The following is a 24,644-nucleotide window of genomic DNA, read 5'->3' on the forward strand; positions in this document are numbered from 1 at the left end:
CCTAAACTCTAAAAGACTTTCGGAATATGTTTCTAAAATTTATCAACACCTTAAAACAAAAAAATGATCAAAAAAATAACCGCACTTTAAAAGTGCGGTTATAAATTAAGATGTTTTATTTTATCTGTTTACAACAATGACGGCGCAACACCAAGTAATTTTCGGGTGTAATCCACGGTTGGGTGGTTGAAAATATCTTCAGTGCTACCGGTCTCCAAAATTTGACCGCCGTACATCACGACAATACGGTCAGATACTTGGCGTACGGTTTGGATATCGTGAGAGATAAACACCATGGCAAGATTGAGTTCTTTTTTCAAGTCCGCCAATAAGTTTAATACCTGAGCACGAACAGATACATCTAACGCAGAAGTCGGTTCATCCGCCACAATCAGTTTTGGATTCAGCGCTAAAGCACGTGCAATGGCCACACGTTGTTTTTGCCCACCGGATAAACGAGTCGGTTCAACTTGTGCTGCAGAACGTGGTAAACCGACGCGAGAAAGCAAATCATACACACGTTTTTCCCGTTCATGGGGTTGTAACACATTGTGAATATCCATTGGGTCACGCAAAATATCCAACACTTTCATACGAGGATTCAGTGCGGTTGCAGGGTCTTGGAAAATGACCGACACTTGGCGACCGAATTGTTTTCTCGCTTCTGAGCTGCCATATTGCATTTGTAAACCGTTGAATTTCACTAAACCAGATGTCGGTTTAAGAAGTCCAATGATTACATTGGCTAGGGTAGATTTTCCGCAGCCAGACTCCCCAACTAAACCAATGGTTTCCCCCGCTTTAATGCCAAGACTCACATTGTTCACCGCAGTGAATTTTTTACGTCCAAACAATGAACCGTCGCGAGAAGGAAATTGCACCACGATATTTTCTAAATCGATGATGTTTTGTTCTTTAATGACTTTAATACTACTGCTCATATTATGCTCCTTTCGCTTCCGTTACAGGCCTAGCTAGATGAGAAGCCCACAAGTGAGACGGCTCGCCTTCCACGGCGGTTAATATCAATTTTAGATCCGGATTTGCATCTGGTCGTAATGAACGACTTGCGAAACGGTCACCCACAGCAAAATCGTAAGGTGACGGTACGCTGCCCGGAATTTGATATAAACGTTTCGCACGGACTTCGGTTGAAAGGACAGAACCCAATAAGCCACGTGTATATTCGTGAGTTGGATTGGCAAGCAATAAGGATGTTGGCGCCATTTCAACTACTTGACCTGCATACATTACGGTAATATGGTGAGCTAACTGTGCAACCAATGCTAAATCGTGGCTGACAAACACCATCGCAAACCCCAGTTTTTCGCGTAATTCATTCAATAATTTCACCACTTCAGCTTGAACGGTTACGTCTAATGCGGTTGTTGGTTCATCGGCAATTAATAATTTCGGTTCACGAGTTAATGCCATTGCAATCACCACACGTTGACGTTGACCACCAGAAAGTTCATGCGGATAACGGTTCAATACTTTTTCAGGATCAAGGTGTACCCATTCCAACAGTTTTTCTGCGGTATGGTGGCTACCACGTTTAATGAGCTGTGCCATTTGGTCTTTAATACGCATTGATGGGTTTAACGCACTTAAAGAGTCTTGGTAAATCATCGCAATTTCAGAACCACGCAATTCACTTAGATTATTAGAGTTAAGTAAACTGTGTTGTTTTCCGCTACGGTCTGTGAAAAGCACTTCCCCAGTGATTTTTGCTGTTTTTGGTAACAAACCCATGATAGAGAACGCAGTAATAGATTTACCACAACCAGACTCACCTACTAACCCCATGGTTTCCCCTTCATTTACGGTGAAGCTGATGTTATCTACCAGTGGAATTTCACCATAACGATTAGGGAAACGAATAGATAAGTTTTTCACTTGTAAAATCGGTTTTGCATTTGGATTTAACTGCATACGATTCGTACGGGTGATTTCTTTTTCATGTAATTTGAGTAAGTAACGTTTTAATGCAAGACCTTCAGAAAGCGCTTCTTGTACGTCGGTAGAAAGACGTTCATCTGATTTGCCTTCTGGTTTTTTACCACCTTTTAAGCGCGGATTAACCAAGGCATCGGTTAGACCTTCTGCCAAAATATTTAAGGCTAATACGGTTAAAAGAATCATGACACCTGCAAAGGTTGTCGCCCACCATGCACCGTTTAATACGATGTTACGACCTTCAGAAAGGATGTTACCCCATGAAGGATGTGGTGGTTGTACACCTGCGCCTAAGAAAGAAAGCGAGGCTTCGAATACAATAGCATCTGCCACCATTACGGTTGCGAATACTAAAACCGGTGCAGCGGTATTGCGTACAACGTGTTTGAGAAGAATATAAGTACGGCTACCACCAATAACGCGTTCGGCACGCACATAGTCTTCATCCCATTGTGATACCACATTCGCACGAACTACACGAGCAAGTTGCGGGGTATAAACTACGGCAATGGTGATAATAATAACTGGCACTGAGTTACCAAAGGTTGCTAATAACACTGCGGCTAATGCGATACCTGGGAAGGCCATTAAAATATCCATTAAGCGCATGATAATTTCATTACCCCATTTCTCGGATGTAGCTGCAGTTGCACCTAAAATACTACCGAAAAGAATGGCACAAGCTACCGCACCTAAACCGATAAATAAGGACGTTTGGGCACCGTAAACAATACGAGAGAAAATATCACGACCAAGTCGATCAGTCCCAAACCAATATTCTGTACTTGGAGCTCGCATACGTGCGATCACTTCTAATGGATCATGTGTGGCTACCCAAGGGGCAAATACCGCCACTAAAGCAACGAAAACTAAGAATAATAATGAAATTTTTGATGCGGTGGAAAGTGCTCGGAATCTCGCACCGCTTGCAGCTAATCGATCTGCTAAACCTTGACGAAACATTATAGACTCCGAATTTTAGGGTTAATCAACACATAGAGAATATCAACGATAATATTCACTAAAACGAAAGTAAAAGCGATTGTCAGAACCACCCCTTGTACTAAGTGTAAGTCGTGGTTGACGATACCGTTAAAAATCAATTTACCCATGCCCGGTAAGTCAAAGATTTGTTCGATAACCACTGCACCACCAAGTAAGTAACCTACACGTAAACCTAATACTGTTACAGGCGTGATTAATGCATTGCGTAATACGTTGTGACGAATAACGGTTGCATAAGGCACACCGTTACCAATCGCAGTTCTCACATAATCTTTATCCATTTCTTCTACCATGGTTGTACGCACCACACGAATTAATGACGCACATACTGGCACGGCAAGCGCAAGAGATGGCAAAATCATGGAATTGATATACCCCATCGGGCTTTCACTGAATGGCACAAAACCACCTGAAGGTAACCAATCTAATTCCAAAGAGAACCATTGAATAAGTAAGATACCTAACCAGAATGATGGTGTCGCAACCGCTGCAACAGAGATTAAACGAATCACTTGGTCTACCCAGCTATCACGATAAAGCGCGGCTAGTACACCTAATGAGAAAGAGACTACTGCCGCAAACACCACACCAATTAAGGTAAGCTGTAACGTGATTGGGAAAGATTTCGCTAGCATGCTACTGATTGGTAATTCTGGTGGCATCGTCACACCAAAATCAAATACAAGTAAATTACCTAAGAAGCGAAAATATTGAATAAAGAGTGGATCATTTAAACCGTGTGATTCGCGGTAAAGTTGTTTTGCCGCTTCACTAGCACTTTCGCCCAATGCCACCGTAGCGGGATCACCTGGTGTGAATTGAAGCACCACAAAAACGAGTGCGGTTACACCTAGAATCATGACCGGCAAGGCCATCAATCGGCGTAACAATAATCGAAGTATCATTTCCATCTGACTTCTCCTATTCTAGCTTGAGAAATTCGTTAGCTTCAAAAATGAAGCAAAACAATCAAATTCAAAAACAAAATGAATTACAGTAATCATAGTGTTCAGCCCAAGCCCTGTCAATCCAAGTACATAGAGCAAAATTCAAATCTGTGATCGGCTTCACAAAGATTTTTTTTAAATGAAATTAAGAGAAAAAATGATTGAAAAATAGAGAGAAAAATGACCGCACTTTGAGATAAAAAGGAAAGAAAAAAGGCTGTTGATTACTCAACAGCCAAGATATTAAATTAAAAAGTGCTTTTATTTACGGCCCACACCGAGGAAAGATAAACCGGTTGTTGCCAATGGTTGATAGCCTTCAAGGCTACTATCATCCCATGCAGAAGGAAGTTTACGATGAACAATCGGATAAAGTGGTACTTCAGCCGCAATAATGTTAATCGCTTCTTCCCATGATTTTTTCGCTTCAGCGTGATCTTTTGCTCTCACTGCTGCATTGAGTAATTCAGTCACTTTCGCAAATTCAGGGGTATTACTCCAGCGGAAACGACGTTTTGGCCACACATCACCACGATACCACCAGCTTAAAAGCAAGTCTAAGTCATTACCGAACACTGATGGGTCACCTGGAGCAATTGCCACTTCATATACACCAGGATCCACGTTGTTGCTGTATAACGCACCTGATTGTAAGTGTTGTAAAGTTACTTTCACACCTGGAATCTTGTTCCAAGACTCTAAAATTAACGGTGCAGATTCTTTCACCCAGTCATGGTCGGTTGCGAGCAATTCAAATTTAAGCTCAGTTACACCTGCTTCTTTCAATAATGCCGCTGCTTTTTCCGGATCATAAGGATATTGAGTTGATGCCTTAATATAATCTGGGTGAGTCGTTTGTAAGTATGATGTTGCAGCTTCTGCATTACCATCAAATACAATATCAACAAGTTTGTCAGTGTTTAAACCATAGTGTAACGCTTGACGTACTTTTGGATTGTTAAACGGAGCTTTCTCACAGTTAAACATTAAGAATAACAAGCCGAAAGATTGAACGGATTGCACTTGTTGTTTTTTGTTTTTCAAACGACTAATGTCTAAATAAGGCACACTTTCCATTGCTTGAGTACGTTTAGACTCTTGTGCAGTCACACGAGCTGCGGCATCAGAAAGTAATAACCAAGACATTTTTTCAACTTGTGCTGGATATTTACCATTGTAAGGTTCATACGCTTCAAAGACGATTTTGTCATCTTTCACAGCTGAAACAAATTTGAATGGGCCAGAACCAACTGGGTGTGCATCAAATGCAGATTGCCCTACTTTGTCGATCACGTGTTTCGGTACAATTTTCACGCAAGTTAAGCGGTTAGCAAATAAAGCAAATGGATATTTCAATTTAAATTCCACCACTTTATCGTCTAAAGCTTTCACACTTTCAATGAAATCAATAAACATCACAAATAATGATTTATTAGCTGGATCCATAATACGATTGAAAGAATACACAACGTCTTCAGTGGTGACCGGTGCACCATCATGGAAGGTTGCGCCTTCACGTAAAGTAATGCGCCATGTTGTTTCATCAACTTGTTCTGGCTCTTTTCCTGCTAAAGCAAGATAAGGTTCACGAGTTGCAGGATGCAAATCCACCAAACCTTCAAAAATGTGCAAGTTTGCTGCATAAGATGATGCACCACTTGATGTCATTGGGTCAAAACCGGTAGAAAGCGGATAAGCAATCCCCGCTTCAATGGTTTTACCTTTAATGTCTGCAGCAAAGGCTTTTGGTGCAAATGTGCCTAACGTACCACTAAATGCAAGACCTGCCCCCACGCCAGCCATAAGTTTCATAAAATGACGACGAGATTCATTAGTTTCAAAGGAAAAATGCTTTGTCATACTAAACTCCTGATGAGTAATAAAATCATATTTTTGGTTTTTAAACCTAGCCAAACATTTCATTCGAAAATGAAGTAAAGCAATCAAATCTTAGAATAAAATGATTTGCATCAATCATAATCATCTTCGCTTCATTCTGTCAAAGGGGAAATATTGAATGTGTGATCTACTTCACAGAGTTTTTTTCGCAACTCAAAATAAAAGTTTTTAACTATGTATAATTTATTATAGATAGATTTCAACTATTGAATCACTAGATAATATGAAATAGCTATCATAAAAAATGATGCTTATAATGACCGCACTTCCCAAGCAAGGGAACAACATTTTAATCAACAATAAAGAGGAAAATACTATGTCAAAAACATCAATCGGTTTAGATAAAAAAGCATCTGAAAAATTAGCAGTAAAATTAAATGAATTATTAGCAACCTATCAAGTATTCTACACCAACGTGCGCGGTTACCACTGGAACATTAAAGGGGTAAACTTCTTTGAATTACACGCAAAATTTGAAGAAATCTACACTGATTTAGTAGTAAAAGTAGATGAAGTGGCAGAACGTATCTTAACTTTAGGTTACACACCGCATAACGGTTATTCACAATACTTCCAACACTCACGTATTAAAGAAGAGTTAGGTGTATCTGATGCGCAATCTTGCTTAAAAGGCACATTAGAAGGATTAAAAGTATTACTTGAACAACAACGCGAAATCCTTGAATTAGCGGGTGAGTCTGATGATGAAGGTACGGCTTCTCAAATGAGCGACTACATCAAAGAACAAGAAAAACTTGTTTGGATGTTCCAAGCTGCTTGTCAAACTTGCCATGCTTAAGTAAATATTGATTCAATACGAAAGCCGACTAATGTCGGCTTTTTTATTTTCTACACAACTGGTTTTTGTCGATAGAACAATAGCCCTGGTAAGGCTAAGCCCAAAACAAGCGCACCTAAAATAAAGCTGGTATTGATAAAAGAGCTGATCATTTGCTCAAATAATGTATCGGAAAAGCCATAATGATGAATTTGTACGATAGCAATCATGGCTTTATAAGCATGAACACCTGGAATCATTGGAATAATTGCCGCAACGGTAAAGACTTTCGGATGAGCTAAATAACGATGAGATAAATGCACCCCAATAAAACCAATCACACAAGTGGCGAAAAAAGTGGCAAAAACAATTGGAACACCAAAGTGTAATAATAAGGTTCTCGTGACATGTCCGAGTGCACCTAAAATAGCACAATACTTTAAGGCTTTAGGCGGAACATTAAATACTAAAGCAAATCCTACTGCGGGGATGGCTGCGAAAAGCATATCATCGAGTAAATTCAGTAAAAACATCTATTACCCCACCCAAGAAACAATATTTAAAAGATTTAATGCAAAGACAATGCCTAAACAAGCACCAAAAGTGAGAACCGTAGCGATGGTCCATCGTCCTATTCCCATATTGACATACCCTTTTAAAATATCCGCAAGTGAATTAATCAATGGGAATCCTGGAACGAGTAATAAAACGCTAGAAGCTAATGCGATATGAGGATCATTGCCTAAACTATATTTCAAACTCATACCGGAAATCAGTGAAGCGACAAAAGCGGTAATGGCAAAAACGATGAGTGGATTGTAATGACGTTTAGAAATTTCTTGTCGAACAAACATAGCAATGGCAGAGGCAATAAAGGTGATCGCACAAATTGTCATATCTCCGCCAGAAAGGTGAGCAAAAGAGGCACAAGATAAACCAATCATAAACACCACCAAATAACGGTTATATTTTAGTGGTTTTAATTTGTCTAGTTTCTTTTGAGCCATGGACAAATCATACAAGTGATGTTCTACGGCAACTACAATGTGCTGAACATCCGTAACAATTTGCATATTAATGCCTTTATCGACATTCTTCCGCACGGTAGTAATACAATGTTGCTTAGAAAGTGTGGTCAATAAGACGGCATTTGCCGTCAAAGCACACTCCACGCTTTCAATGCCTAAAGCTACACCTAATCGCTGAGCCATTTGTACGACGACAGCACTTTCTGCCCCATGCTGTAATAATAACAAAGCGGTTTCCACACAAATACGGGTAACCGCTCGTTGGTATTCCTGATCCATATCTCTGCGCTCTTATAAAGTAAACCTTAGAGATTATAGATCGATGAATAAAAAATACTGAAAAAATGACCGTATCTATGATCCAAGTCAAAAGTTCAGTATCTCCAAAACCTATGACTTAATAGAGATTAAATGGCTTTATCAAAATACAGCGGCACATTGCTTAACTTAGCCATATTCGTGATATAAGCTAAAATCGCTGGTGGGAATTCGATGCCTTTCACACAAGTAAGATTTCGTAATACCGGGAAAACGATAATATCTTCAAGAGAAAGTTGGCCGTTTAAGGCATTTTCAGATTGAATTAATACCGCTAATTTCTCTAAATCGCCTTTTAAGCGAGTAAGATAGGTTTCTGTCTTCGCGATATTTTCAGCAAAATCCCCAATAAATTCCGTTTTCTTTTTAGTGAAATAATCGACCGCACTTTGGGTTTCAAATTCTGCTAAGCCAATTTGCGTAAAGCGTGCAGTCGTAAGATGGCCATAATAACTGCCGACTTCTTTTAACCATGCTTCAATTTCAGGACGAACGTGTTCAGATAGGATTTTTTCACCAAAATGCTCATCTACATAATGCACGATATCCAAACTTTCTGGCATCGCGGTACCATCTTCTTTGACAAGAATTGGTACAACTTTTTTCCCTACTAAACCGATTGGCGTTGCTTCATCATCATTTGCCAGCACTACAAGTTCTACCGGTAAATTTTTTAAACCGAAAATCATGCGGGCTCGCACACAAAACGGGCAATGATCGTAAACATATAATTTCATTTTTTACTCCTCTTTTTCCTGTAATAATTTTCCTAATCCACTTTGTCGTTTTACGGTATTTCTGACCGCACTTTGCCAGATTTTTTCATTGGCAAATACGGAAAGTTGATTTTTTGCACGGGTAACACCGGTAAATACAAGCTCTCGTGAAAGTACTGGATTAGGTTCTGTTGGTAACACCATGACGGTATGTTCAAACTCCGAACCTTGGGATTTATGAATCGTCATCATAAATGCAGGCTCGTGAGCGGGAATACGACTGGTAGAAACTTCTCGATTGCCAAACCATACTTTGCCTTTAGCTAAACACAAGCCAATATCACCGTTATACAGTTTCACATTATGATCATTTTCGGTAATCATAATTGGCTTACCGATATACCAATCATCTTCTTGACGGAACCAAAGTAATTTCTCAGCTCGTAATGCTAAAGCAATTTCACGATTTAATTCTTCCACACCTAATACCGAAGCACGAAGTGCGGTCAAAAATCTCACCGAATTAAAGCGATCTAAAATTGCTTCCGCATAAGTTTTTTCGTTGCCCTTTTCATCTATAAATTTTGCATTGAGATCTTTCTTATGAGCAAAATAAGTTTGAAGTTGGGTTAAATAAACACGGTAATTTTCAACCGCACTTTTCACCACTTGGCGCACCGATTCTTTAACGTCTTGTTCTTCATCAAAATGATGAAAATGCAACTCTTGTGGATATTCCGCAAAGGTCGCCACACTGCCCTCACCTTTTCCTTGTTGAATTTGCTCTGCAAGTTGTTTAATGCCCGAATCATCTCGGAAACGGCGACTAAAGGTTAAATGGCAAATGGCATCACGCAGCGGACTATGTTCATCCGAAGTTGGAACAGTATAGCCTGTTGTTGTATGAATATAATCAGCTTGAGCAGGACTATAATCTTGCGTTAAAAATTGTGCAATTTCACCTAATACTGCCCCCGCTTCTACTGAAGCTAATTGAGCCTGGTCTCCCAATAAAATCAAACGTGTTTCGGGCTTCAACGCTTGCACAAGTTTCGCCATCATAGGCAAATCAATCATCGAGGTTTCATCCACCACTAATACATCAATTTGCAGTGGATTATGTGCATGATATTTTACGCTATCGGTAAAAGGTCGAACGCCTAGTAAGCGATGCAACGTTTCTGCTGTTTTAGGAATGGATGCACATAACTCATCTGAAATCGGCATTTGTGCCAAAGCGTTTTCGATGGATTCCGTTAAACGAGCCGCCGCTTTCCCCGTTGGCGCAACCAATTTAATGTGAAGTTTGCCACCAAATAATTCCTGTAATACGCATAACAAGCGAGTGACTGTCGTGGTTTTCCCTGTTCCAGGGCCACCTGTAATCACAGAAAATGGACTTTTTACCGCCGTTGCGACTGCTACTTTTTGCCAATCAACTTGCGCTTGTTGTTGAGGGAAATAACGATCTAATAATGCTCTGATTTGTTGCGGTTCTACCGATAAAGTGCGGTCATTTTTCAATGCGTTTTTAATATATTGCGCAACGCGGAATTCATCCTGCCAAGCTCGATAGAAATAAATCGCCCCAAATTGAAATGCGAGAGGCGCAATCTGATTTTCAGGATCTTGTGTAAAAGCAATATGCCCCGCTAAGGCTGATTGCCATTTTGATACAGGAAGTGAACCAATCTTTTCATTGATCAGCAACAAAAAATCCGTTTCAGTATGACGATAAGCCAAACCGAATAAATTACGTTCTAAGAAACGATCTAACACACAACAAGTATTGCCTTGCGTATAGCTCCAGTTGCAAAGTGCGGCTAATAAAATCGCTAAATTTTGTACGGGTTCGGCATAGCCTTTATCTTTTTGTTTATCAGCAATTAATTGAACAAAATAATAATCGCCTTGAGTAATCACACCTTGTTCTTGCAAGGATTTTAATAGGCTTAACATTAAAATAATTCCTCTAATTGTTGGATTAATTGCCAATCTGGTTTATCAAAAAAGATGCCCGATTGTGGCGAACCATTCATTCCTCGTAAAAATGCATAAACCACACCACCAAAATCTCGGTTGTAATCGTAGTGAGGCAAACGTGTTTTTAAATAACGGTGTAATGCCACCACATACAACAAGTATTGCCAATCATAGTGATGCTCTAACATGGTTTTTTTCAATGCAGCTTGATCGTAATCCTTTAATGCCTCACCCAAGAAATTCGATTTGTAATCAAGCAAATAATATTTACCTTGATAACTGAAAACTAAGTCCATTGTGCCTCGCACCATGCCTTGAATATCATCAAACTGTAACGGTTCTGATGGCAAATAATGTAAGGTTGCTAATGCTCGGTTAAAACCAGCGACATCAAAATAGCTTGAAATATTGAGATAAAACGCCAACTCTTTTAAGCATTGTTTTTCGTTAATCTGAGCAAGAGTAAGATCATTATTTGGCAAAATTGGCGTACTGAGTATTTGTGCAAACCACTGTTGAACTGCTGCAAATTGCTCTTCGGCAAGATTCAAATCCTGACATAATTTTTCAATGTTTTCTTTCTCAGCCAGTTGAGCAAAAGGCACTTTTTCAAAATAACGATGCAATAACGTACCGATTTGTGTTCCACGTGGGAAATCCAAAACCATTTCATCGTTATTATGATCAAGTGCGGTCAGATTTTCAGGGATATTTTCTATTGAAATCGATGCATCATAATCTTTCGCGTCATCAAAAATGAGCGATTTTTTCACCGCACTTTCATTCAAATAAGCTTTACGTTGATGAGTTTGTTCAATGCCACTAAAGCTTGTCACTCGCCAATCTTGTTCAATTTCACCTTGGAAAATTTCCGCACTTAAATTTTCTTGAGAAACATTTAAGGTAAGTGGTTCACTGGCTTGTAACACATCAGTTAATTCAATCGCTACATCATTGGGTAAAAGCTGCTTAAATTTTTCCAATAACGGTTGGGTATCCCAATTAGCTGGCAAATCGAGTTTTCGGCCAATTTCACCTTGCGTTAAAACATACAATAAAGCATTCCATTTTTTATCAAAGGCTTTCGGTAACACAAAGGCCATTTGATATTTTGCTCGGGTTAATGCCACATAAAGCAAACGCAATTCTTCCGCAAAAACTTCTTCTGTTAATTCATCCAAGTGCTGATCTTGCATATCCCACAAGGTTTTCTCTTCATCACTGTCGTAATATAAATTAAACAGTTTCTTCTGCTTGCCTGATTTTGTTGGGTCTTTTGCTTCATTACCTAAAAATGGCAACCAAACCAAATCATATTCCAACCCTTTAGATTTATGGATAGTCACAATCTTCACTGACTGGCGTTCGCTTTCTAAACGAATTTGAGCTTCTTGACGACCATTATCTTGAATTTGCTTTTCAAACCAGCGCAATAATGTCGCTTCACTTTCATTTAATGCGGCTGCTTGCTGTAAAATTTCAGCTAAATGTAATAAATCCGTCAGTTTTCGTTCGCCATCAGGCCGAGATAAGAGATTTTCTGTGATATTTTCAGCTAAAAGTAAATGGTGCAACATCGGCAAGACGCCTTGGCGTTGCCAAATTTGTTGATACTCTGCGAATTTTTCAGCCCAACGTTGCCACTGAATTTCATCCTGGTGAATTTGGTGAATTTCAGCTGCATTTAAGCCGAAAAGTGCGGTCGCAATTGCATTTAAAATTGGGCGTTCCGTCACACTCAAACAGGCTTGCAAAATCAAGGCCAGTTCTTTTGCTGTGTTACTCTCAAAGACATTTCCCCTATCCGAAAGGTAAACCGAAGTAATACCGAGTGCTTGCAATTCTTTCTTCACGAGATCCGCTTCGGTATAACCACGCACCAAAACGGCAATATTTTCTGCTCGCAATGTTTGATTTTCCGCTTTGCTTTCATTCGGAAAAACAACCGGATTTTCAGCCGCACTTTTTAACCATTGCTGAATCGATGTTGCACAAGCTTTCGCATAATCTTGCTGGGTGGGGTCGTCTTTATCATTAATGTAAAAACGGAAGGCCGGTTCAGATTGATTATTCAACTGAAAAACAAGATTCTTCTTGGCTGCGCCGACGTTTAAAAATTCGATGTTTTCATAAATAAAAGGTGAATTTTTAAAATCAAATAATCGATTTACCCCTTCCACTAAAGGTCTGGATGAACGGTAGTTTGTGCCTAAGTTAAAATGTTCATTCGCTTCTTTTGCTGCTTTTAGATAAGTGAAAATATCGGCACCACGGAAACGATAAATCGCCTGTTTTGGGTCCCCGATCATCATAAAGCCAACATTACCGGACGCACTTTCATTACGATAAATTTTCGAGAAAATTTGATACTGCAACGCATCCGTATCTTGGAACTCGTCAATCATGGCAAAAGGATATTGAAAACGAATTAACTCCGCTAACTGTTCTCCACCCTCACTATGTAATGCTTCTTTCAATAAGCGTAATAAATCATCAAAAGATTTTTCAGGATGATTTGCTTTGTATTCAAGGAGTTTCTTTTGAATACCTTGACGATAGTGATAGAGAATGATTTTTTTAAATAAATCACTTGGTTGAATTTCTTCAATTAAAGCTTCAATCTCTTCAAAGGCTGAATGTGTTATTCTTACACCTTTTTTCTTGAAAGGTGCGTTGACCGCGTTATCTAAAGCCGATTGCGTAAATTTTTTTACTAGCGTTTCATTTAAGGTGATATCTGCTCTATTTTTTGCCCATGAGGTGACTTCATCGACAAGAGATAAAATTGTTTTACTTGAATGTGTTTTTCCATTTAAACAAGATTTCTCTTTTTTCACGACTTCTTCATCAAAAAGGTTTCGGATTTCAACCGCACTTTCTAACCAAGTGTCTTTAATCTTTTCAATAATTTCCGCATTTTTAGTGATATCTTTTTGCAAAAATTCTTTTAATGACAGTTCTAATAGTTTTGGTTTATCCAGTTGTATAGAAAAATCATTCCCAATGTTTGAACCTAAATCATTCAATACATCTTCTGGCGATTTTAATTCTTTTGAGATAAATGCAGCCAAATGGAAAGGCAAATCATAAAAATGCTCCCGCCAAAATTCATTTGCAAATTGTTTGAGTAAATCAGACTGATCTTTGAGAAGTTTTAAATTGAAATGCACGCCTGAATTGAAAGCATGTTGCATCAGCATTTGGCGACAAAAACCGTGAATGGTATAAATGGAGGCTAAATCTAAATTTTGTTCGGCCAGCTTTAAGCGGCGAAGAGCGGTCGGAATATCCTCTAAATAAGGCAATAATTCCGCTAAAAATTGATGTTCCCCAGTAAAAATCGCCTTATCTTGCTTTTCATAATATTCAGAAAAAACCGAAATTGCTGCCGTTAAACGTTCCCGAATTTTGCGTTTTAAATCTTCCGTCGCCATTTCAGTAAAGGTTACCACCAAAATCTCTTCCACATTCAACGGACGAGAAAAACAATTCTCACCCGCCTGTAAAAGTAAACGAAGATAGATAGAACCGATGGTATAGGTTTTCCCTGTACCTGCAGAGGCTTCAATTAAATTGACTTGATTTAAGGGTAACGAAATGGCATTAAGTGCGGTTGATTTTGGGCTCATTTTTTATTTTTTTGGAAACATTAGCGTGTTCTTATTGTAGAGGAATTTCCATAGAAATTCATTTAGTTATTATTTATTTCTTGTATAATTTGGAGCATTTATATCTTAATAATGACACAAAATATTCTGAGGATTTTATGGCAGCTGCAATTCAACAACGACAACGTGATGAACTTCATCGCCGTATTTGGCAAATTGCTAATGATGTACGAGGTGCTGTTGACGGTTGGGATTTTAAACAATACGTTTTAGGGGCTCTTTTCTATCGTTTTATCAGCGAAAATTTTGTCAACTATATGGAAAACGGGGATGAAAGTATAAATTACGCAAAATCATCCGATAATATTATCACACCAGCAATTAAAGCTGAGGCGGTAAAAAGTAAAGGTTACTTCATTTATCCAAGCCAGCTATTTAAAAATGTCGTCGCAACAGCCAATACTAATCCGAATTTAAATACAGACCTAAAAAGTATTTTTACAGATATCGAAAACTCCGCTACTGGCTACCCTTCCGAACAGGATATCAAAGGCTTATTTGCTGATTTTGATACCACCAGCAACCGCTTGGGTAATACCGTTGCTGATAAAAACAGCCGTCTAGCCGCCGTATTAAAAGGCGTTGCCGAGTTAGATTTTGGTGACTTTGAAGATAATCATATCGATTTATTCGGTGATGCTTACGAATTTTTAATTTCCAACTATGCTGCTAATGCCGGTAAATCGGGTGGCGAGTTCTTTACGCCACAATGCGTTTCCAAACTGATTGCTCGACTGGCTTTGTATGGACAAGATAAGGTCAATAAAATTTACGACCCTGCGGCCGGTTCCGGTTCTTTATTATTGCAAGCGAAAAAACCATTTGATGAACACATCATCGAAGAAGGATTCTTCGGGCAGGAAATTAATCACACCACTTATAACCTTGCCCGTATGAATATGTTTTTGCATAACATCAACTACGACAAGTTTGATATCTCCCTTGGCAACACCTTAATGAATCCTCAATTTGGTGATGATAAACCTTTCGATGCAATCGTTTCTAACCCGCCTTACTCCGTGAAATGGATTGGTTCAGACGACCCGACATTGATTAACGATGAACGCTTTGCACCTGCCGGCGTGCTTGCGCCAAAATCCAAAGCGGACTTTGCCTTTATTTTGCATGCGTTAAGTTATCTTTCAGCCAAAGGCCGCGCGGCGATTGTCTCCTTCCCCGGCATTTTTTATCGCGGCGGTGCCGAGCAAAAAATTCGTCAATATTTGGTGGATAATAACTATGTGGAAACGGTCATTGCGCTTGCGCCAAATCTCTTTTTCGGCACCAGTATTGCGGTGAATATTTTGGTGCTTTCCAAACATAAACCCGATACCCAGACCCAATTTATCGATGCCAGCGGTTTATTTAAATCCGCCACCAATAACAATATTTTGGAAGAGGAACATATTGAGCAAATTCTCAAACTGTTTGCCAATAAAGAAAATGTGCCACATTTAGCCAAATCCGTGTCCTTTGAAGAAATCGTTAACAATGAATACAACCTTGCGGTAAGTTCTTATGTGGAACAAAAAGACACCCGAGAAGTCATTGATATTGATGAACTCAATGCGGAAATTCGTAAAACAGTTGCTAATATCGACCGCTTGCGTGCGGAAATTGACAAGATTGTGGCGGAAATTGAGGGGTAAAACACCATGAAAAATAACCGCACTTTTTTAGAGAAATTATTGGATGGGGCTGAGGTTGAGTGGAAGCCTTTAAAAGACATTCTAATCAGAACTAAAGGCACAAAAATTACAGCTGCTGAAATGAAAATATTGCATAAAGACAATGCACCACTAAAAATCTTTGCTGGAGGGAAAACATTTGCGTTAGTAAATTTTGAAGATATCCCTGAAAAAGACATCAATAAAAATCCTTCAATTATTGTAAAGTCTCGAGGGATTATTGAATTTGAATATTACGATAAGCCTTTTTCTCATAAAAACGAAATGTGGTCTTATTATTCAAATGATAAAAATATTAATATTAAATACATTTATTATGTTTTGAAAAATCAGGAGCCTTATTTCCAAAATTTAGGTTCAAAGATGCAAATGCCTCAGATCGCAACACCTGATACAGATAAATATTTAGTCCCCATCCCCCCACTCTCCGTCCAAACCGAAATCGTAAAAATTTTGGACGCATTGACTGCGCTTACCAGCGAGCTTACCAGCGAGCTTATACTACGCCGGAAGCAGTATGAATACTATCGGGAAAAATTGTTATCTTTCGATAGTCTAGAGCAATTAAATATGGGGGGGGCGAAGAAGAAACTTATTGATGTTGCAATTTATGCAAAAGTACGCATCTTGGCTGATAAGTTGGATAAAGAAAATTACGTAGGTGTAGAAAATTTACTTCAAAACAAACTGGGTAAAACAAGCTCTAATTATGTACCAACTGATGGTGCGTTTATTGAGTATCTTCCCAATGATATTTTGATTGGGAATATTCGTCCCTATTTAAGAAAAATTTGGCTATCGGATCGAAAAGGAGGAACAAATGGAGATGTGTTAGTTATACGCTTAACAGACGAAAACATTCTTCCTCGCTATCTTTATCATATATTGGCAAATGAACATTTCTTTGAATACAACGTTAAATATTCAAAAGGTGCCAAAATGCCTCGAGGAGATAAAGCTGCAATTTTACAATATGAGTTTGATGTTCCCCCACTCGAAGAACAACAACACATTGTTTCAATCCTCGATAAATTTGAAACCCTCACCAACTCCATTACTGAAGGCTTACCTTTAGCGATTGAGCAAAGCCAAAAGCGGTATGAGTATTACAGAGAATTATTATTGAGTTTTAGCGGGAGTAATCAATAGATTAAAATGAATGGATTATTTAGGTTTTTCTTAGCCATAAGTTCGACATCATTATTTATTGTTATATTTCTAATAAAATCAAAGTGTTATATTTTTGAATCCAATTTTTATTTTTATTTAGATAATTTCTTTAAAATAAATAATATTGAACAATATTCGTTAGTAGGGTTTATTTCGATCCCTTTATTATTCTTGGCAATCTCTATGAAATTACTAGAAAAACTTAGTAAAGATAGAATAAAAGAAGGAGAGATTATTGAAATAGAAAACTCAACTAACAATTTTTTACCTAGTTATCTTGGCTACTTTTTTGTGGCGCTGAGTATAAGTGATAATGACTTTCTAACCATGTCTATTATTTACTTTATTATCGTTTTATTTGTTTTTTATTCTCAAACTAATTATTTCAATCCATTCCTGTTGATTTTAGGATATAAATTTTACAAAATTAAAACCAAGGGAGGACTCTCACTTTTACTAATAAGTAAAAAAGAATTCAAAAAATCTGATGAAGTAATTATAGAAAAAGTATACAGAATAAATAATTCAACATATATAGATACACAAAAAAGTGAGGTTTAAATGGATTGTATCATTGCAAGAGCATCAAAACGATATTGGAAGCTTCTTTCTGACGAGAAATTATATAAAAATATATCCTATGATGATAGTAGTTATGTAGAGTATAGTCATGATCATAATCTTGATGAAGAATGCTGGTTTAAAATTGAGAATTTTTCTTCTCAAGATTTCTGTCCTAAGATACTAAAAATCGAGTTCGATTCCAAAGAATATGATTCTATTACAAGAGATAACTTTAACTCTATTAAGTATATTTTATCAGTACAAGATGAAAATATCTATTGCTTCCAAAAAACTCCAAAGTCTTCTTATTTAAGGAAAAAGTTTATAAGCATAGGCGATAATATAGCATTAGAAGAAAATAAAACTGTATTTACTATAAATAATATTCCAGATGCCGTTTACTTTAAAGATAAAGACGTTCTTATATTTAGAAATATTGCAACTATATCTAGTGTATTTAGAGGCATTGACCAATTGTATAGAGAAGCAACAAATGAGGATGTTGATAATTTTCTTTCTAATAATTTTATTAATAAAGATGAAAATTTTAGTACTGAAAATGTATCCAAGCCAAATAGAAAGAGAATTGCTATGGTAATAGACACATTATCTAAATTAGACAACGACTCAAAAAATAAAATTTTGAACTATATTAATGAATATTGTGGAGATAATCTAAATTTCAATAAAGAAACTCAGAAATTCAACATATCAACTGATAATGAATTAAAAATATTATTATATGGAATTGAACAACGTTTTTACACAACCCCTATAGGTAATGAGAAGAGATTAGCAAACTCTATAATAAAACTGAAATGATGGTAAAACTTATCTATGGTGACACTAGCTTTCGCTATATATCATTACTCCTAGTAGAAAGTTATAGCTGGTTAATTTTCAATTAGTTTATTAGATTTTTCCTCACCTATGTATAAAATACAGCAAAAAAATAAAAACTCATTTAAATACAAATGGTTAAAATATTTAATTATAAATTATCACTTAATAACTGAAAAATATACCAAGGAAAAACAATGACCCAATACAAAACCATTGCCGAATCCAACCATTTTATCGTTTTAGATCAGTACAAAAAGTTTGTGGAAGAGCCCCATGCTGGTTATCAAACAGAAGGGAGCCTTGAGCGTGAATTTATTCGTGATTTACGGGCGCAAGGCTATGAGTATTTGCAAGGACTCAATGATCATGATGCATTGGTTAAAAATTTACGGGCACAATTACAACGCTTAAATAACGTAGTTTTCTCTGATGCGGAATGGCGACGTTTTTTAGAAGAATATTTAGATAAACCCAGTGATAATCTGATCGAGAAAACCCGTAAAATTCATGATGACTATATTTATGATTTTGTGTTTGATGATGGACACATTCAGAATATTTATCTGCTAGATAAGAGAAATCTTGCTAATAACGCTGTGCAAGTTATCAATCAATTTGAACAAACCGGCAGCTATGACAATCGTTATGATGTGACAATTTTGGTGAATGGTTTACCGCTTGTACATATTGAATTAAAAAAACGTGGCGTGGCTATTCGTGAAGCCTTTAATCAAATTCATCGCTACAGCAAAGAAAGCTTCAATAAAGAAAACTCTCTTTTTAAATATATTCAGATTTTTGTCATTTCTAATGGCACAGATACCCGCTATTTTGCCAATACCACCAAGCGAGATAAGAACAGCTATGACTTCACAATGAATTGGGCAACGGCAAAAAATACTCTGATTAAAGATTTAAAGGATTTTACGGCGACATTCCTACAAAAACATACCCTGCTTAATGTGTTGGTAAATTACTGCGTGTTTGATGTTTCTGACACCCTATTGATTATGCGCCCCTATCAAATTGCCGCCACCGAGCGTATTTTATGGAAAATTAAAAGCTCATATCAGGCGAAAAATTGTAGCCATAAAGAAAGTGGCGGCTACATTTGGCACACTACAGGCTCAGGCAAAACGCTCACCAGCTTTAAAGCCGCACGCCTTGCAACAGAATTAGACTTTATTGAAAAAGTATTCTTCGTAGTAGATAGAAAAGATTTGGACTATCAAACTATGAAAGAATACCAACGTTTTTCACCGGATAGCGTGAATGGTTCGGAAAGTACGGCTGGGCTAAAACGCAATATCGACAAAGACGACAATAAGATCATTGTTACCACCATTCAAAAACTCAACAACCTGATGAAATCGGAAGATAAATTATCGATTTACGATAAACAGGTCGTTTTTATCTTTGATGAATGCCATCGTTCTCAATTTGGTGAAGCGCAAAAAAATCTAACGAGAAAATTTAAAAAATACTATCAATTTGGTTTTACCGGCACGCCTATTTTTCCAACTAACGCATTAGGTGCTGAAACTACTGCGAGCGTTTTTGGCGTTGAACTCCACTCTTACATTATCACAGACGCGATTCGTGATGAAAAAGTGTTGAAATTTAAAGTGGATTACAATGATGTACGGCCACAATTTAAGAGCATTGAAACTGAAAAGAATCTTGAAGAGCTAACAAAACTCGAGAAAAAACAAGCCTTTTTACAACCTAAACGTATTGAGCAAATTGCACAATATGTTCTAGATAATTTCAAACAAAAGACCCATCGCTTTAATGCCGGTAATAATGGCTTTAATGCCATGTTTGCAGTAAGTAGCGTAGATGCTGCTAAAGCTTATTATCAAACTTTTAAAAAGTTACAAAGTGCGGTCAAAAATCCACTTAAAATTGCAACAATCTTTTCGTTTGCCGCGAATGAAGAGCAAGATGCGATTGGCGATATTGTTGATGAAAGTTTTGAAGTGGAAGCGATGAACTCCTCGGCTAAGGAATTTTTAAAATCTGCTATTGATGATTACAACGGCTATTTTGCCACCAATTATGATGTGGATGCGAAATCGTTCCAAAACTACTATCGTAATCTCGCCAAACGCGTCAAAAACAAAGAAGTGGATTTACTGATTGTCGTTGGAATGTTTTTAACCGGTTTTGATGCCCCAACCTTAAACACGTTATTTGTAGATAAAAACTTACGTTACCATGGTTTGATTCAAGCTTATTCTCGTACAAACCGTATTTACAACAGCACCAAAAGTTTTGGCAATATCGTCACTTTCCGTGATTTGGAACAAGATACCATTGATGCGATTACCCTTTTCGGTAAATCCAATACACGTAATATCGTATTAGAAAAAAGTTACCAAGAATATATGGAAGGCTTTACCGATGCAGGTGAAGCCCGTCGTGGGTATTTAGAGGTTATTGCTGAATTGCAAGAACGCTTCCCTGATCCAGATGAAATTCAAACAGAAAAAGACAAGAAAGACTTTGTAAAATTATTTGGTGAATATTTGCGAGTTGAAAACATTCTACAAAACTATGATGAGTTTGCTGCTTTACAAGCATTTCAATCGCTCGATACCAGCAATACAACAGCCGTTGAAGCCTTTAAAGAAAAATATTATTTAACGGATGAAGCTTTTGCTGAAATGCAACCTATTGATATGCCAAGCGAACGTAGCATTCAAAATTACCGTTCGACTTACAACGATATTCGGGATTGGCTCCGTCATCAAAAAGATGGCGAGGAAAAAGCAAAATCGACCATTGATTGGGACGATGTAGTGTTTGAAGTGGATTTATTAAAATCTCAAGAAATCAATCTAGATTACATCTTAGAATTGATTTTTGAACACAACAAAAAAATGAAAAATAAAGCTGAGCTGATTGATGAAATTCGAACCACAATCCGAGCGAGCCTAGGGAATCGCGCCAAAGAAAGTTTAATCGTAGATTTTATCAATCAAACTGACTTAGATAGCATTGTCGATAAAGCCGGTATTATTGAATCCTTCTTCCAATTTGCCCAAAAAGAGCAACAGAAAGAGGCTGACGAATTAATTAGCAGTGAAGGCCTGAATATTGATGCCGCGAAGCGTTATATTAACGTATCCTTAAAACGCGGATATGCTAGTGAACAAGGTACGGATTTAAATGATGCCCTACCGAAAATGAGTCCGCTTAATCCGCAATATCTCACGAAAAAACAAAGCATTTTCCAAAAGATTGTTGCCTTTGTTGAGAAGTTTGTTGGGATTGGTGGCGAGGTTTAAAAACTTAAATCAACTATATAGAATTAAAAAGGTGTAATCTATTGATTACACCTTTTTATTTTGTCAGTTTTACCAGAAATTAGAACGTTAAAACTTTATCCGCCCATAATGTCCACTCGGATACATCATCTAAGGTACCAAGGGTCACGCCGTCAATTAATTTAGCGTCTAATAAACCACGTGCTTTCACGCAGCTAGTGCATAATTTAATTTCAGCACCTTGTGCCGCTAAAATATCGATAAGTTGTTGGATATTGAAACCTTCATTTGGGTTTTGCCCAGCAATACCGCATAAAATCGCATCAGAAAAGCAGAATAATTTAATATTCACATCCTTGCTGTACTCTTCTTTCATATTGATGGCGAAACGAACAGCGTTGAACGTTTTTTCTCCACTATATGTGGAATCATTGACGATAAAAAGAATATTTTGCATGACGCACTCCTTGTTGCAATGCTATAAAAATGAAGGCGTAATAAATTACGACTTTATGAAATCAGCCAACCCAAACGAACTTAGCTACAAATAATAAAGACACCACCCACACAGGGGCATTGACCTCGCGTATTCTACCAGTACAGGCCTTCATGACGCAATAACTAATAAAGCCAAATGCGATACCTTCAGTAATTGAATAAGTAAATGGCATCATCGCTGCAGTGATAAAAGCTGGGGTAGCTTCGGTTAAATCATCCCAGTGTACACGAATAAGACTGGATGCCATTAAAATCCCTACATAGACTAATGCCCCTGCGGTTGCATAAGCCGGTACGACACTAGCAAGTGGCGAGAAGAAAATGGTAAGTAAGAATAAAACCCCGACTGTCACCGCCGTTAAACCTGTTCTACCACCAACTGAAACCCCTGCACCACTTTCAATATAGGTACTGATAGCAGATGTGCCGATATAAGAACCGACTACCGCACTCACGCTATCTACATAAAGAGCTTGTTTCATTTTCGGGAAACGACCTTTTTCATCACTGAAACCTGCTTTATCGGTTACACCTAATAAGGTGCCTGATGAGTCAAATAGGTTTACTAATAAGAATGAGAAAATGATGCCGAGCAAAGCCGTATCTAAAGCACCAGCAATATCCACTTTCCCCACAACAGCACCTAAACTTGGTGGCATCGAAACAATGCCGTGGAAGGTAACTTGGTCATCAATTAAAAGCGCTAATCCAGTTACTACCGCAATAGAAATTAAAACACCAGAGAAAATATTACGTGCAGCTAAAACTACGATAATAAAGAAACCTAATACGCCGAGCAGAATTTTAGGATCATGCAAATTACCTAATGCCACTAAGGTTGCGGGATTCGCGACAACCAATCCCATATTTTTAAAGCCAATTAACGCAATAAAAAAGCCGATACCTGCACCAATTCCCACGCGCAATGAAAGCGGAATAGAAGCCATTAACCAATAACGGATTTGGAATAAGGTGAGAACAAATAAACCAATCGAGCCCCAGAAAATGGTACCCATGCCCACTTCCCAAGAATAACCAAGCTTGCCAACGACTACATAGGCGAAAAACGCATTTAACCCCATGGCTGGCGCAAGGGCGATAGGTAAATTACTGAATAATCCCATCGCAATGGTACCTAGCGCGGCAATTAAACAAGTGGTCACGAAAACAACTTGCTTATCCATTCCTGCATCACCTAATACGGATGGGTTCACAAACACGATGTACACCATAGTAAAGAAGGTGGTGATACCAGCAATAATTTCGGTTTTGGTCGTACTGCCCTTTTCTTTAATCGAAAAAAGGCGTTCAAGTAAAGATTGTTGCATTGTCTTCCCCTTAACTTAAATTAATAACCTTGGTGATAAATCGACTCAAGTAATTTCACACCTAATAAGGCAATATTGAAACGTTGCTCATCAGCTACCGTCCAAAATTCAATACCATTTTCAACCGCACTTTGTTGGCTGATATGCAATTTGACGCTTTCTTCACCATTTTCGTTTTCACCGTTAATCACGGGGGTAATAAGGCTATCGTGTAATTCAATCAATTCGCTTTGTTGTGGCTGGTAATCAAATTCATAATCTGAAAGTGCGGTCACTTTTTGTGCCATACCGTAGAAGACGGGAACTTGAATTTGGTGGAAAATCACATTGTCTAACTGCGGGAAGATTTTTTGCAATTGCAGATTTAAATTAGCCGCTTGTTGTGGAAACACATCAAAGGCAAAACGGGTTTCACCTTCTTCCAATGGCATACCATTCAGTAAACGAGCAGTTTGTCCAGCAAGTTTATTCACGGTTTCACCATCCGTATAAGAAGCGGGTAAAAGTGACGTTGAAAAGACTTGAGTTAAATTTGTTTGTTGAATAATTGGTAGTAGAGATAAAGCTAGTTGACTCACTTGCGGATCGGGTAAACTCACAATGTTACGTTGTCTTAATTCAGTCAGATTTTCTTCATTGATTGTTGGGACAACAACAGGGACATCAGATAATGCAGAGCAAATCCCTTTTAAATCAATCACCACACAGCCACTTTCTGCGGCTTGAGCTAATAAAGGGGCTTGGTCAATTTGGCCTGCGAAGAAAAGATAATTAACGCTATCCCACTCAATCTCATCAGTGGCTAATTGAGCAACGGCTTTATTGCGAAAACGTACCGCTTGCTCTTCTTCAAAAGGATAAATTTCTACGATAGAAACCTTGCCAACATCTAGCTCACTTTGTTCAAGTGCCTCGGCAATTTTTTCACATAGATCAAATTCTGCTGCAATAGCAATATTTAGGCTTGCGTCCATTTTTCTCTCCGC

General features: G+C 37.9%; 18 protein-coding genes. 6 read left to right on the forward strand and 12 right to left on the reverse strand.

The window, feature by feature from the left end; translation table 11 throughout:
- Positions 1–128: 128 nt before the first annotated feature.
- The 4 genes from A9500_RS09320 to A9500_RS09335 all read right to left on the reverse strand — a co-directional run bounded on the left by A9500_RS09320 (position 129) and on the right by A9500_RS09335 (position 5,768).
- A complete protein-coding gene (locus tag A9500_RS09320; RefSeq protein ID WP_005696082.1) occupies positions 129–941 on the reverse strand; it encodes an ABC transporter ATP-binding protein in 813 nt (270 codons plus the stop codon).
- A 1-nt stretch (position 942) separates the two neighbouring features.
- Positions 943–2,919: a dipeptide/oligopeptide/nickel ABC transporter permease/ATP-binding protein gene (locus tag A9500_RS09325; RefSeq protein ID WP_065244720.1), complete on the reverse strand. Its 1,977-nt coding sequence runs from the start codon at positions 2,917–2,919 to the stop codon at positions 943–945.
- Complete coding sequence (locus A9500_RS09330; protein WP_065244721.1) at positions 2,919–3,872, reverse strand: ABC transporter permease; 954 nt, start codon at positions 3,870–3,872, stop codon at positions 2,919–2,921. The genes A9500_RS09325 and A9500_RS09330 overlap by 1 nt, the downstream gene beginning before the upstream one ends.
- Before the next feature lie 297 nt (positions 3,873–4,169).
- Positions 4,170–5,768 carry an ABC transporter substrate-binding protein gene (locus A9500_RS09335; protein ID WP_065244722.1) on the reverse strand — a complete coding sequence of 533 codons (1,599 nt, stop codon included), beginning with the start codon at positions 5,766–5,768 and terminating at the stop codon, positions 4,170–4,172.
- A gap of 355 nt (positions 5,769–6,123) precedes the next feature.
- Between A9500_RS09335 and A9500_RS09340 the strand changes: the two genes are divergently transcribed.
- Positions 6,124–6,606, forward strand: coding sequence for a Dps family protein (locus A9500_RS09340; RefSeq protein WP_049373453.1), 483 nt, complete (start codon positions 6,124–6,126; stop codon positions 6,604–6,606).
- 50 nt (positions 6,607–6,656) lie between these two features.
- On the opposite strand, the gene A9500_RS10670 is transcribed toward A9500_RS09340, so the two are convergent.
- The 5 genes from A9500_RS10670 to recB all read right to left on the reverse strand — a co-directional run bounded on the left by A9500_RS10670 (position 6,657) and on the right by recB (position 14,259).
- On the reverse strand, positions 6,657–7,118 hold the full coding sequence (locus tag A9500_RS10670) for a threonine/serine exporter family protein (RefSeq protein WP_049365508.1): 462 nt from the start codon (positions 7,116–7,118) through the stop codon (positions 6,657–6,659).
- Positions 7,119–7,121: 3 nt separating this feature from the next.
- Positions 7,122–7,892 (reverse strand): threonine/serine exporter ThrE family protein, encoded by a 771-nt coding sequence (locus A9500_RS10675; RefSeq protein ID WP_049358065.1) that lies wholly within the window; start codon positions 7,890–7,892, stop codon positions 7,122–7,124.
- Positions 7,893–8,020: 128 nt separating this feature from the next.
- Entirely contained in the window at positions 8,021–8,668 is a 648-nt protein-coding gene (grxB, locus tag A9500_RS09355; RefSeq protein ID WP_065244723.1) for a glutaredoxin 2, read from the reverse strand.
- Positions 8,669–8,671: 3 nt separating this feature from the next.
- Positions 8,672–10,606: an exodeoxyribonuclease V subunit alpha gene (gene recD / locus A9500_RS09360; protein ID WP_065244724.1), complete on the reverse strand. Its 1,935-nt coding sequence runs from the start codon at positions 10,604–10,606 to the stop codon at positions 8,672–8,674.
- Positions 10,606–14,259, reverse strand: a complete 3,654-nt coding sequence (gene recB, locus A9500_RS09365; protein WP_065244725.1) for an exodeoxyribonuclease V subunit beta — start codon at positions 14,257–14,259, stop codon at positions 10,606–10,608. The genes recD and recB overlap by 1 nt, the downstream gene beginning before the upstream one ends.
- 137 nt (positions 14,260–14,396) lie before the next feature.
- Here recB and A9500_RS09370 point away from each other — a divergent pair, with 137 nt between their 5' ends.
- The 5 genes from A9500_RS09370 to A9500_RS09390 all read left to right on the forward strand — a co-directional run bounded on the left by A9500_RS09370 (position 14,397) and on the right by A9500_RS09390 (position 21,853).
- Positions 14,397–15,947 carry a type I restriction-modification system subunit M gene (locus A9500_RS09370; protein ID WP_065244726.1) on the forward strand — a complete coding sequence of 517 codons (1,551 nt, stop codon included), beginning with the start codon at positions 14,397–14,399 and terminating at the stop codon, positions 15,945–15,947.
- 6 nt (positions 15,948–15,953) lie between these two features.
- A complete protein-coding gene (locus A9500_RS09375) occupies positions 15,954–17,135 on the forward strand; it encodes a restriction endonuclease subunit S (RefSeq protein ID WP_065244727.1) in 1,182 nt (393 codons plus the stop codon).
- Between the two features lie 204 nt (positions 17,136–17,339).
- On the forward strand, positions 17,340–17,717 hold the full coding sequence (locus A9500_RS09380) for a hypothetical protein (protein WP_143421593.1): 378 nt from the start codon (positions 17,340–17,342) through the stop codon (positions 17,715–17,717).
- A complete protein-coding gene (locus tag A9500_RS09385) occupies positions 17,718–18,542 on the forward strand; it encodes an ATP F0F1 synthase synthase (RefSeq protein ID WP_065244729.1) in 825 nt (274 codons plus the stop codon).
- Between the two features lie 215 nt (positions 18,543–18,757).
- Positions 18,758–21,853 (forward strand): type I restriction endonuclease subunit R, encoded by a 3,096-nt coding sequence (locus tag A9500_RS09390; protein WP_065244730.1) that lies wholly within the window; start codon positions 18,758–18,760, stop codon positions 21,851–21,853.
- Between the two features lie 79 nt (positions 21,854–21,932).
- Here A9500_RS09390 and A9500_RS09395 read toward each other — a convergent pair whose 3' ends face one another.
- From A9500_RS09395 to A9500_RS09405, 3 genes are all read right to left on the reverse strand, one after another.
- Positions 21,933–22,289 carry a DsrE/DsrF/TusD sulfur relay family protein gene (locus A9500_RS09395; protein WP_065244731.1) on the reverse strand — a complete coding sequence of 119 codons (357 nt, stop codon included), beginning with the start codon at positions 22,287–22,289 and terminating at the stop codon, positions 21,933–21,935.
- Between the two features lie 61 nt (positions 22,290–22,350).
- Positions 22,351–23,658 (reverse strand): NCS2 family permease, encoded by a 1,308-nt coding sequence (locus A9500_RS09400; protein ID WP_049358074.1) that lies wholly within the window; start codon positions 23,656–23,658, stop codon positions 22,351–22,353.
- A gap of 20 nt (positions 23,659–23,678) precedes the next feature.
- Positions 23,679–24,632 carry an oxidoreductase gene (locus tag A9500_RS09405; protein WP_065244732.1) on the reverse strand — a complete coding sequence of 318 codons (954 nt, stop codon included), beginning with the start codon at positions 24,630–24,632 and terminating at the stop codon, positions 23,679–23,681.
- Between the last annotated feature and the right edge of the window lie 12 nt (positions 24,633–24,644).

It is taken from the genome of Haemophilus sp. CCUG 60358, assembly GCF_001679485.1.
In the GTDB taxonomy this organism is placed as follows: Bacteria; Pseudomonadota; Gammaproteobacteria; order Enterobacterales; family Pasteurellaceae; genus Haemophilus_D.